Source organism: Arthrobacter sp. KN11-1C (genome assembly GCF_052180225.1).
Lineage (GTDB): Bacteria > Actinomycetota > Actinomycetes > Actinomycetales > Micrococcaceae > Arthrobacter.
Genome location: NZ_CP197467.1, coordinates 2,637,857 through 2,649,614, shown reverse-complemented (window position 1 = coordinate 2,649,614; position 11,758 = coordinate 2,637,857). Strand labels below are relative to the sequence as shown.

Below are 11,758 nucleotides of genomic sequence, written 5' to 3'. Positions count from 1 at the left end.
TAGACAATGCAGAGTCTCCTCCACGTCGCGGCAATGGCTCCCATGAGCATTCCGAGCCCCTCATGGTCCGGATTTGATATTCCGCTTCCGTGGGGGAGCCTCCGCATCCATGCCTACGCCCTGTGCATTCTCCTGGGCATCATCGTGGGCCTGTGGCTCACCGCCGTGCGCTGGAAGCGCCGCGGCACCCCCGAAGGCAGCCTGTGGGACATCGCCATCTGGGCGATCCCCTTCGGCATTGTGGGCGGCCGCCTCTACCACGTGATCTCATCGCCGGACGCGTACTTCGGCCCGGGCTTCAACGGCACCGGCGACCTCTCCCTGATCCCGCAGATCTGGCGAGGTGGCCTGGGCATCTGGGGTGCAGTGGTTCTCGGCGTGGTCGGCGCCTGGCTCGGATGCCGCCGTTCCGGCGTCAAGCTCACTGCCTTCCTGGACGCCGCAGCACCCGGGCTCCTGCTGGCGCAAGCGATCGGACGCTGGGGAAACTGGTTCAACCAGGAACTCTTCGGCGGACCCACCACGTTGCCGTGGGGCCTCCAAATAGATCCCAACAGCCCCAACTTTCCGGCCGGGATGCCTAGCGACACTCTGTTCCACCCGACGTTCCTCTACGAATCCCTCTGGAACATCATCGGCGTCGTAGTCCTCCTTGTCCTGGACCGCCGCTTCCATTTCCGCCGCGGCAGGCTCTTCTGGCTGTACGCCATCTACTACACGCTCGGCCGTGTCTGGATCGAAGCGTTGCGGATCGACGACGCCGAACAGATCAACCTCTTTGGCATCACCACACGGCTCAACGTCTGGACCAGTATCTTCGTCTTCGTCGCGGCGCTCATCATCTTCATCGCGCTGAGCCTGCGCGGCAGGCCCGAGCCGGACACGGCGTACCTTCCCGGCAGGGAACCCGCCGCGGTGACCGCGGAAGAGGATGAGCCCGCCGTCGACGACTCGGATGCCGGGGACTCACATGCCGGGGACGATGAGACGACTGCCGACGACGACACGGCTGCTGCCCGGGAGGCGGACAGCCCAATTGTGACCGATACGAAGTCCCATGATGCGGACGGATCTGTCTCAGATACCGGTGCGCATGGTAATCTCCGGAATAACCAAAGCGATCTGGGCCATACTGCTGAGCCAACGGAAACGGCCGAGGAGCCACATGCCGGCGTCACGTCGGATTCCGGCTCAGCGTCCACCGAAACCACCGCCAGCAGCGTCCCTGGATCCGGGCCGGAAGCTGGCAGAACCAAGTAGCCAGCGCTACGGCACCGGGGAACCGGGCTACCGCCCAGAGACCCCCGGCCACAGCGTCGTGGCACCCTTGGCAGTAGCCCGGCAGCACACAGAGGCTCCGTGGTCAAGCTTGGGTCAGGGGCATGCGTAACTGTTCGTTGCGTCTTGCCCGCTGTCCTACAATTTCTAGTAACTAGCGCTTTGTTATGCCCGTCACACGGCTGGCAAGGTGGGGCCAACGTTGTCCCTTCCATTCGCACGATCTCGAGGAAGGACGTCTTCAATGACCCATCTTCATAACCCAAGCTGGTCCGAAGCAGTCGAACCGCAAGGTGCCATCTCGCCCTTCAAACGTTTTGCTGCGCTCCCGGAAGCCCAGGGACTCTACAACCCTGAGCAGGAGAAGGACGCTTGTGGCCTGGCCATTATCGCCACCCTGCGTGGTGAACCCGGCTATGACATCGTGGAAGCGGCCCTGACTGCCCTGCGCAACCTTGAACACCGGGGCGCCGTGGGCGCCGACGAAGGCACGGGCGACGGCGCCGGGCTCCTCATGCAGGTTCCGGACGAATTCTTCCGGGCCGTCACGGAGTTCGAACTCCCCGCACCCGGGCAGTACGTTGTCGGTACCGCCTTCCTTCCGGCCGAAACCCGCGAAGCCGGGACCGCGAAGGCCGGCATCGAAGCCCTTGCGATAGACGAGGGCCTGACGGTTCTAGGTTGGCGTGAAGTGCCGGTGGTCGGAGACCTGGTTGGCGCCATGGCCCGCGCCTGCATGCCTTACTTCGCGCAGCCGTTCCTCGCCTCCGCGACGGGCGAGGTGCTGGACCGGAATGAACTGGACTCCCGCGCCTGGCGTGTCCGCAAGCGTGCCCAGAACAAGTTCGGCGTGTACTTCCCCTCGCTGTCCTCGCGCACCATCGTGTACAAGGGCATGCTGACCACCGCCCAGCTGGAGCCGTTCTACCCGGATCTCTCGGACAAGCGCTTCAAGACCAAGCTGGCCATCGTGCACTCGCGCTTCTCCACGAACACCTTCCCGTCGTGGCCGCTCGCGCAGCCGTTCCGCACCATCGCCCACAACGGTGAAATCAACACCGTCAAGGGCAACCGGAACTGGATGCGGGCGCGCCAGTCCCAGCTCGCCAACCCGCTGCTGGGCGATTCCCCGGAGGAGTTGTACCCCATCTGCACGCCGGGTGCCTCGGACTCCGCGTCCTTCGACGAGGTTGCCGAGCTGCTCTGGCTTTCCGGACGGCCCATCACGCACTCGATCATGATGATGATCCCCGAGGCATGGGAAAACCACGCCACGATGGATCCTGCCCGCCGCGCCTTCTACGAGTACCACTCGCTGCTCATGGAACCGTGGGACGGTCCCGCGGCAGTGTCCTTCACCGACGGCAACCTTGTGGGTGCGACCCTTGACCGCAATGGCCTGCGCCCCGGCCGCTACTGGATCACCGAAGACGGACTGATCGTCTTCGCCTCCGAGGTCGGCGTGATCGACGTCGAGGCCGCCAAGGTGGTCAAGAAGGGCCGTGTTTCGCCGGGCAAGATGTTCCTGGTGGACACGGAAGCCGGTCGCATCATCGACGACGCCGAGGTCAAGGCCGAGGTGGCCGCCGCCAACCCTTGGGCCGAATGGGTCAAGGACAACCTGATCGACCTCAACGACCTTCCCGAGCGCGAACACGTGCTGCATACCGCGGCGTCCGTGAACATCCGCCAGCGGACCTTCGGCTACACCACCGAAGAACTGAAGATCCTCCTCGGGCCCATGGCCCGCACCGGCGCCGAACCGCTCGGCGCCATGGGCTCCGACACCCCGGTCGCCGTGCTGTCCAAGCGTCCGCGTTTGCTGTTCGACTACTTCGTGCAGTCTTTCGCGCAGGTCACCAACCCGCCCCTGGACGCGATCCGCGAAGAGCTTGTCACCTCGCTGAAGTGCGCCATCGGTCCGAACGGAAACCTGCTCGACGTCGGGCAGGTGCGCCAGCCGCAGATCTCCCTGCCGTTCCCGGTGATCAACAACGATCAGCTCGCCAAGATCGCCAACATCGAGAATGCCGACGGCGACAAGGTCGCCATGAAGGTCCGCGGACTTTACCGCCCGGAGGGCGGAGAAGCGTCGCTCCGAAGCCGCTTGACCGAAATCTGCGAGCAGGTTTCCGGTGCGATCAACCGTGGCGTGCAGTACATCGTGTTGTCGGATCGTGACTCGAACGCGCAGTGGGCCCCGATCCCGTCGCTGCTGCTCGTGAGCGCGGTGCACCACCACTTGCTCCGCAGCGCCAACCGCACCAAGACCGCCCTGGTGGTCGAGGCAGGTGACGTCCGCGAAACGCACCACGTGGCAGTGCTGGTGGGCTTCGGCGCTTCCGCCGTGAACCCGTACCTCGCCATGGAGTCCGTGGAGCAGCTCATCAGCACCGGCGAGGTCGTCGGCGTGACCGCAGAAGACGGTGTCTACAACCTCATCAAGGGCCTCGGCAAGGGTGTCTTGAAGATCATGTCCAAGATGGGCATTTCCACGGTGGCCTCCTACACCGGCGCCCAGACTTTCGAAGCACTGGGGCTGTCCCAGGACCTCGTGGACGAGTTCTTCTCCGGCACCCACTCGCAATTGGGCGGCGTCGGTCTGGACGTCATCGCCGCCGAGGTTTCCGCTCGCCACCAGATGGCCTACCCGGAAGGCGGCATCGAGCTGCCGCACCGTCCGCTGCTCGGCGGCGGCGAATACCAGTGGCGCCGCGACGGCGAACCGCATTTGTTCAACCCGGAGACGGTCTTCCGACTGCAGCACGCCACGCGCGAACGCCGCTACGACATCTTCAAGTCCTACACCAAGGGGATCGACGACCAGTCCGAGAACCTCATGACCCTGCGTGGGCTCCTGAAGTTCAAGGACAGCCAGCGTCCGGCCGTGCCCCTTGAGGAAGTCGAACCGGTTTCCAGCATCGTGAAGCGCTTCTCCACCGGAGCGATGAGCTACGGCTCCATCTCCAAGGAAGCCCACGAGACGCTCGCAATCGCCATGAACCGGCTCGGCGCCAAGTCCAACACCGGTGAAGGCGGCGAAGACGTGGACCGCCTGCTGGACCCGGAGCGCCGCTCCGCGATCAAGCAGATTGCCTCCGGCCGTTTCGGCGTGACCAGCCTGTACCTGACCAACGCCGAGGACATCCAGATCAAGATGGCCCAGGGCGCGAAGCCCGGTGAAGGCGGCCAGCTGATGGCGCAGAAGGTCTACCCCTGGGTGGCCCGGACCCGCCACTCCACTCCCGGCGTCGGGCTCATTTCCCCGCCCCCGCACCACGACATCTACTCCATCGAGGACCTCGCGCAGCTCATCTACGACGCCAAGCGGGCCAACCCCTCGGCTCGTGTGCACGTGAAGCTGGTGTCCGAAGTCGGGATCGGCACGGTGGCGTCCGGCGTCACCAAGGCGAAGGCCGACGTCGTGCTCGTTTCAGGGCACGACGGCGGAACCGGCGCCTCGCCGCTGAACTCGCTCAAGCACGCCGGTGTCCCGTGGGAGCTCGGCCTCGCCGAAACCCAGCAGACGCTCATGCTCAACGGTCTTCGCGACCGCGTCGTGGTCCAGGTGGACGGCCAGCTTAAGACGGGCCGCGACGTCGTCATCGCTGCGCTGCTGGGCGCCGAGGAGTACGGTTTCGCCACCGCGCCCCTGGTCGTGTCCGGCTGCATCATGATGCGCGTCTGCCACCTCGACACCTGCCCGGTGGGCGTCGCAACCCAGAACCCGGAGCTTCGCTCGCGCTTCACTGGCAAGCCCGAATTCGTGGTCAACTTCTTCGAATTCCTTGCCGAGGAAGTCCGCGAACTGCTTGCCGAACTCGGTTTCCGCAGCCTCGAAGAGGCCATCGGCCATGCCGAGGTCCTGGACACCCGCGAGGCGGTGGACCACTGGAAGGCCGACGGACTCGACCTCGACCCGATCCTGCACGGCCTCGAGTTCGACGACGACGTTCCCCTGCGGAACCTCACCGGCCAGAACCACGAGCTCGACAAGCACTTCGACCAGCGCCTCATCGGCATGGCCGCCGAGGCTTTGAGCGACCGCACGCCGGTGAAGATCGCCGTCGACGTCATCAACACGGACCGTTCCGTCGGCACCATGCTGGGTCACGTCGTCACCAAGACGTTCGGCATCGATGTGCTCGCCACGGACACCATCGACGTCACGCTGAAGGGCACCGCCGGGCAGTCGCTGGGAGCGTTCCTTCCGGCCGGCATCACGCTGCGCATGTTCGGCGACTCCAACGACTACGTCGGCAAGGGCCTTTCCGGTGGACGCATCATCGTCCGCCCGGACCGCACCAACGTTTTCCAGGCGGAACGCAACGTCATCGCCGGCAACGTAATCGGCTACGGCGCCACAAGCGGCGAAATGTTCCTGCGCGGCCAGGTGGGCGAACGCTTCATGGTTCGCAACTCGGGGGCCACCGCGGTCGTCGAAGGCATCGGTGACCATGGTTGCGAGTACATGACCGGCGGCCAGACGCTGATCATCGGCCGCACCGGCCGCAACTTCGGTGCCGGCATGTCCGGTGGTACCGCCTACGTGCTGGACCTCCAGCCTGCCCGGGTCAATAAGCAAGCCTTGGATTCCGGCGAACTGCAGTTGCTGGAGCTCGACGACGAGGACCGCACCATTGTCCACGGCCTCCTGGTCAAGCACTTGGAAGAAACCGAATCCGTCCTCGCAGGCCGCTTGCTCGAAAACTTCGACGACACCGCTGCCCGCATCACCAAGGTTCTGCCGCGCGACTACGCCGCAGTCCTGCAAACCCGTCTCGACGCCATCGAAGAAGGGCTTGATCCCGATGGCGAAGAAGTTTGGTCTCGAATCCTGGAGGTAACCGGTGGCTGATCCACGCGGATTTCTGAAAGTCCGGCAGCGCGAGACGCAGCCACGCCGTCCCGTTCCCGTCCGCATCATGGACTGGAAAGAAGTCTACGAGGCCCAGGACAAGGGCGTGCTCAAGAGCCAGGCCGGACGCTGCATGGACTGCGGTGTTCCGTTCTGCCACCAGGGCTGCCCGCTCGGGAACCTCATCCCGGAGTGGAACGACCTCACCTGGCGCGGCAAGGGCGAGGAAGCGATCGAACGCCTGCACGCGACGAACAACTTCCCGGAATTCACCGGCCGGCTGTGTCCTGCGCCGTGTGAAGCATCCTGTGTCCTGGGCATCAACCAGCCTGCCGTGACCATCAAGCAGGTCGAAGTTTCCATCATCGACGACGCCTTTGAAAACGGCTGGGTCCAACCCCTTCCGCCGGCGCGCCTCTCCGGCAAGACGGTCGCCGTCGTCGGCTCCGGCCCCGCAGGACTTGCGGTCGCACAGCAGCTGACGCGCGTAGGCCACACCGTGGCCGTCTACGAGCGCGACGACAAGATCGGGGGACTGCTGCGCTATGGCATCCCCGACTTCAAGATGGAGAAGGAACAGGTCGACCGCCGCGTCGAGCAGATGAAGGCCGAGGGCACCCGCTTCCGCACGGGTGTGGCGGTCGGAAGCGACGTGACGTGGGAGCAATTGCGCCGCCGTTACGATTCCGTGGTGATCGCCACCGGTGCCACCGTGCCGCGCGACCTTCCCATCCCGGGCCGCGGACTTGAAGGCATCCACTTCGCCATGGATTACCTGGTGCCCGCCAACCGCGTGGTGGCCGGTGAAACCGTGGAGGGCCAGATCAACGCCAAGGGCAAGCACGTCATCATCCTTGGCGGCGGAGACACCGGCGCCGACTGCCTCGGTACCGCACACCGCCACGGGGCCGCGTCGGTCACCACTCTCGCGATCGGCAAGCAGCCGCCGCTTGAGCGCGCAACGCACCAGCCATGGCCGACGTTCCCCACGCTCTTCGAGGTTGCCAGCGCGCACGAAGAGGGCGGTGAACGCACCTACCTCGCCTCGACCGTCGAGTTTGTCGGCGAAAACGGCAAGCTCACGGGGGTCAAGGTCGCCGAGACCGAGTTCGTGGATGGCAAGCGCCTGCCGAAGGCCGGCACGGAGCGCGTCATTCCGGCCGATCTGGTCTTTCTGTCGCTTGGCTTCACGGGCGCGGAACCTGCCGGTATCACCGAACAGGTCAGCGCAGAATTCGACGGCCGCGGCAACGTGGCCCGAGATGGGTACTACATGACCAACACCGAGGGTGTTTTCGTGGCGGGCGATGCCGGCCGCGGGCAGTCCTTGATTGTCTGGGCGATTGCCGAAGGCCGCGCCTGCGCTGCCGCCGTCGACAAGTACCTCATGGGCAGCACCATTCTCCCCGCGCCGGTGGCTCCCACCGACCGGGCTATATCGGTCCTCTAAGGACCGGCGCACGACGCTTTCCCAACTCCAACCGCAGCACACTACTAGGGTAGGTATATGAGACGCGCAAAAATCGTGGCAACGTTCGGACCGGCAATTTCCAGCTTTGACAACACCCTCGCGGTGCTGGAAGCCGGCGTCGACGTCGCCCGCATGAACATGAGCCACGGCGACTACTCGGTACACGACAACACGTACGAGAACGTCCGCAAGGCTTCCGCCCAGCTCCACAAGCCCGTTGCCATCATGGCCGACTTGCAGGGCCCGAAGATCCGCCTGGGTCGCTTTGTCGACGGCCCCCACGAGCTCGCCGTCGGTGACACTTTCACCATCACCACCGAGGACGTCCCGGGCACCAAGGACATCTGCTCCACCACGCTCAAGAGCCTGACCGAGGACGTCAACGTCGGCGATGCACTGCTGATCGACGACGGCAAGGTTGCCTTGCGCGCCATTGAGGTTGACGACGTCAAGGTGGTCGCCACGGTGACCGTCGGCGGCTGGGTCTCCAACAACAAGGGCATCAACCTGCCCGGCGTTGCCGTCAACGTCCCCGCGCTGAGCGAAAAGGACGAGGACGATCTCCGTTGGGCCATGAAGCGCGGTGTCGACCTGGTCGCACTGTCCTTCGTCCGCGATGCCTCCGACATCAAGCGCGTGCACGAAATCATGGACGAAGAGGGCCGCCGCGTGCCGGTGATCGCCAAGATCGAGAAGCCGCAGGCAGTGGACCAGCTCCACGAAATCATCGACGCCTTCGACGCCATCATGGTTGCCCGTGGCGACCTCGGCGTGGAACTCCCGCTCGAGGAAGTGCCGATCGTCCAGAAGCGCGCCATCGAACTGGCGCGTCGCTGGGCCAAGCCGGTCATCGTGGCCACCCAGGTCCTCGAATCGATGATCGACAACCCGCGCCCGACCCGTGCCGAAGCTTCGGACTGCGCCAACGCAGTGCTCGACGGCGCCGACGCAGTCATGCTTTCCGGTGAGACCAGCGTGGGCAAGTACCCGATCGAGACGGTCAAGGTCATGGCCCGCATCATCGAGTCCACCGAAGAGCACGGCCTCGAGCGCGTTCCTCCGCTGGGGACCAAGCCCAAGACCCGCGGTGGCGCGATCACGCGTGCCGCCGTCGAAATCGCCGACCAGCTGGACGCAAAGTTCATTTGTACGTTCACCCAGTCCGGTGACTCGGCCCGCCGCCTGTCCCGCCTGCGCCCCGTCAAGCCGGTGTTTGCTTTCACCCCGGTGGAGCACGTCTGGAACCAGCTGGCACTGACCTGGGGCATCCAGCCCGTCCTGGTCCCGATGGTGGGCCACACTGACGCCATGACGGCCCAGGTGGACCGCAGCCTCCTCGAGATGAAGATCGTGGAGAACGGCGACCTTGTGGTCATCGCTGCCGGTTCCCCTCCCGGACAGGCCGGTTCCACGAACTCGCTCAAGGTCCACAAGGTAGGCGACCTCGCGGACACGTCCCGCGTGGAAGAAGCCGCATCCCGCAAGGAAAAGGTCGGACCGTGGCCGGAAAAGAAGAAGGGCAAGTCCAAGGCCTGATCTTTTAGCGCTGTTGAGGAGGCTCCGCCGTTGGCGGGGCCTCCTTTGCTTTGTGGCGGGTGGGTGCGAGCGCAGTCCGGGGCGAGTGACGGCGTCGGGTTCCGGGGGACGACGAAGGGCGCCGCTTCCTGTGGAGGCGGCGCCCTTCGAGGGGGAGTGCTAGTTGACCTGGTTGATGATGGTCTCGGCGACCTCGCGCATGCTGAGGCGACGGTCCATGGAGGTCTTCTGAATCCAACGGAATGCTTCCGGCTCCGTGAGGCCCATCTTCGTGGTCAGGAGGCTCTTGGCGCGCTCCACAAGCTTGCGCGTGGCGAACTGCTCCTGAAGGTCGGACACCTCGTTCTCGAGGGCCTTGATCTCTTCGTGGCGGGACAGTGCGATCTCGATGGCCGGGATCAAGTCTGCCGGGGTGAAGGGCTTGACGACGTAGGCCATGGCGCCGGCGTCGCGTGCGCGCTCCACGAGTTCCTTCTGGCTGAACGCTGTCAGGAGGACCACGGGGGCGATCCTCGCCTTGACGATCTTCTCCGCGGCTGAGATGCCGTCCATAACGGGCATCTTGACGTCCATGAGGACCAGGTCCGGCTTCAGTTCCTCGGCCAGCTGGACAGCCTTCTCACCGTTGTCGGCCTCGCCGACAACGTCGTAGCCTTCGCCCTTCAAGATCTCGATGATGTCTAGGCGGATGAGGGTCTCATCCTCTGCGACAACTACTCGGCGTGCCGGCTGGGATGCGGGCTTGGACTCCGTCTGTTCTGACACGGGATCTCCTTCAAGACGTACGGCGGGTTCTCAACCATCTTAGTTGCACCCGGTCCGTGCGTATGATTTATTGCTCGGCCGAGCCGGTTCTGGAAATTAGCCTATCTGCATGTAGAGTAGTTTCGCGCACTGCAACAGGGAGCGTTGAGTTCTGTGAAGAGCCCGACGTCGGTTAGTCTTGTTTCGGTGTTTCCGCGCCCGAGTGGCGGAATTGGCAGACGCGCCGCACTCAAAATGCGGTATCGAAAGGTGTGTGGGTTCGAGTCCCACCTCGGGCACAATGTTGTCGCAGGTCAGGGGCCTATTTGGCCCCTGACTGTTGACAAAAAGGCCAAAAGTGTTGACACGGATCTAACATTTGTATGTGGCCAGCATCCGCAAACGCACGAAAAAGGACGGAACATCGTCCTTCATGGTGCTTTGGCGCGACCCGAAGAGCCGCGAGCAACAAGGCCTGACCGTCACCTCCGAATCCGAAGCCGAGACCCTTAAACGGTTGCTGGACGCGAACGGACAATCCTTCGAAATCGCCCAGCAAGCAATCCTTGCGAACCAGTCCAAAGTACCAACTGTGGCCGAAGTGATTCAGGAGCATATCGACCTCCTGATTCGACCATCAAGTGGAACCACCCGGACCTACCAGACGATGCTCGATCTTCATGTGCGTAACGTCATCGGTCACATCCCGGTGGACAAGCTTGATTACCGGCACATGAATCACTGGGTGAAGTCGATGTTGGCCAAGGGCCGTTCCCCAAAGACCATCCACAACGTTCACGGTCTTATCTCTGCGGCGATGAACACCGCTGAGATGCTGCAATACATCCCGCGGAACCCTTGTCGCGGCGTGCAGCTGCCCAGCCTTGACCGGGCTGAGGATGAAGCGATGTTTCTCACTCACGCCGAATTCAGCTTGATCATGGAAGGCATGGGGGAGCGGTACAAGGCGTTTACGAACTTCCTGGTCATGACTGGGACTAGGTTCGGAGAAGCTACAGCGCTAACCGTGGGTGATGTCGACCTTTTGTCCAAGCCGCCCACGGTAAGGATCAACAAGGCCTGGAAACGGGACGGGCAGTCGCAGTTTTACGTTGGAGCCACGAAGACCGGCGCTGGAAAGCGCACCATCGGGCTCAATCCGGCACTTGTAGAAATATTGATCCCTCTGGTTGCCAGCCGCCCCGGAAAGGAACTCCTGTTCACCACGCCAAAAGGGCAGCGGATTGTCCATAAGTTGTATTGGCATCACTACTGGGTGCCGGCGGTCCGGACGGCGCAGGCAATTGGGCTGAGCAAGACGCCACGTATTCACGATCTCCGGCACACACATGCGTCGTGGCTAATCCAAGACGGAGTGTCGCTATTTACCATTTCACGGCGCCTCGGCCACGCTTCTACCCGGACAACGGAACAGGTATACGGTCACCTGATGCCACAAGCGCTGCAGGCAGGTGCTGACGCCACAGAGCGTTCGATCACCGGATTCGTTCACTGATGATGTGCGCCGCTGAAGTCCCGCGGTTCGTGTATTAGTTCACCGGGGACAGTCGGCCTTTCGCACGAGTTCCGATGAGCCGTGCGGCCGCCGTCGGTGCAGCCTGCGCCGGAACCTCGCTCAGTCGGGCGATTTCCAGGATGTGCTCGGACGTGAAGATGATTTTTCCTTTGCCCCAGCATGTGTGAGGAAATCGGCCTGTGGCAGCGCCGTCGCGGAGCCAAGCCTCAGTGCATCGCATAAGGGCAGCTGCCTCTGCCGGCTCGAAGAATTCAAGGTCCATTTGCCGTCCCCGATTTCGTGAGTGGAGTTGGCAGTTCATGATCCTGGACGCAGGAATACACATGACCAAGCC

The 11,758-nt window shown here is 63.7% G+C and carries 7 protein-coding genes and 1 tRNA gene; 6 read left to right on the top strand and 2 right to left on the bottom strand.

Annotation, left to right across the window (positions count from 1 at the left end; all coding sequences use genetic code 11):
• Positions 1–6: 6 nt before the first annotated feature.
• The 4 genes from lgt to pyk all read left to right on the top strand — a co-directional run bounded on the left by lgt (position 7) and on the right by pyk (position 9,143).
• Positions 7–1,260: a prolipoprotein diacylglyceryl transferase gene (gene lgt, locus ACSBOX_RS12405; protein WP_442542738.1), complete on the top strand. Its 1,254-nt coding sequence runs from the start codon at positions 7–9 to the stop codon at positions 1,258–1,260.
• Positions 1,261–1,522: 262 nt separating this feature from the next.
• Entirely contained in the window at positions 1,523–6,136 is a 4,614-nt protein-coding gene (gltB, locus tag ACSBOX_RS12400) for a glutamate synthase large subunit (protein ID WP_442542737.1), read from the top strand.
• Positions 6,129–7,586 carry a glutamate synthase subunit beta gene (locus ACSBOX_RS12395; protein ID WP_442542736.1) on the top strand — a complete coding sequence of 486 codons (1,458 nt, stop codon included), beginning with the start codon at positions 6,129–6,131 and terminating at the stop codon, positions 7,584–7,586. Before gltB ends, ACSBOX_RS12395 begins: the two co-directional genes overlap by 8 nt.
• 57 nt (positions 7,587–7,643) lie before the next feature.
• Complete coding sequence (gene pyk, locus ACSBOX_RS12390) at positions 7,644–9,143, top strand: pyruvate kinase (RefSeq protein ID WP_442542735.1); 1,500 nt, start codon at positions 7,644–7,646, stop codon at positions 9,141–9,143.
• A gap of 159 nt (positions 9,144–9,302) precedes the next feature.
• On the opposite strand, the gene ACSBOX_RS12385 is transcribed toward pyk, so the two are convergent.
• Positions 9,303–9,908: an ANTAR domain-containing response regulator gene (locus ACSBOX_RS12385; RefSeq protein ID WP_028266834.1), complete on the bottom strand. Its 606-nt coding sequence runs from the start codon at positions 9,906–9,908 to the stop codon at positions 9,303–9,305.
• 196 nt (positions 9,909–10,104) lie between these two features.
• Here ACSBOX_RS12385 and ACSBOX_RS12380 point away from each other — a divergent pair.
• Together ACSBOX_RS12380 and ACSBOX_RS12375 are read left to right on the top strand one after the other, a co-directional pair.
• Positions 10,105–10,186, top strand: a tRNA-Leu gene (locus ACSBOX_RS12380).
• Positions 10,187–10,272: 86 nt separating this feature from the next.
• Positions 10,273–11,403: a tyrosine-type recombinase/integrase gene (locus ACSBOX_RS12375; RefSeq protein WP_442542734.1), complete on the top strand. Its 1,131-nt coding sequence runs from the start codon at positions 10,273–10,275 to the stop codon at positions 11,401–11,403.
• A gap of 34 nt (positions 11,404–11,437) precedes the next feature.
• Here the strand turns inward: ACSBOX_RS12375 and ACSBOX_RS12370 are convergent, their stop codons facing one another.
• Positions 11,438–11,686 (bottom strand): hypothetical protein, encoded by a 249-nt coding sequence (locus tag ACSBOX_RS12370; RefSeq protein ID WP_268022675.1) that lies wholly within the window; start codon positions 11,684–11,686, stop codon positions 11,438–11,440.
• Positions 11,687–11,758: the final 72 nt, after the last annotated feature.

Excerpts from the sequence above, each read along its gene's own strand:
- pyk (WP_442542735.1), top strand. The coding sequence starts at position 7,644 with ATGAGACGCGCAAAAATCGTGGCAACGTTCGGACCGGCAATTTCCAGC.
- lgt (WP_442542738.1), top strand. The coding sequence starts at position 7 with ATGCAGAGTCTCCTCCACGTCGCGGCAATGGCTCCCATGAGCATTCCG.
- gltB (WP_442542737.1), top strand. The coding sequence starts at position 1,523 with ATGACCCATCTTCATAACCCAAGCTGGTCCGAAGCAGTCGAACCGCAA.
- ACSBOX_RS12370 (WP_268022675.1), bottom strand. The coding sequence starts at position 11,686 with ATGGACCTTGAATTCTTCGAGCCGGCAGAGGCAGCTGCCCTTATGCGA.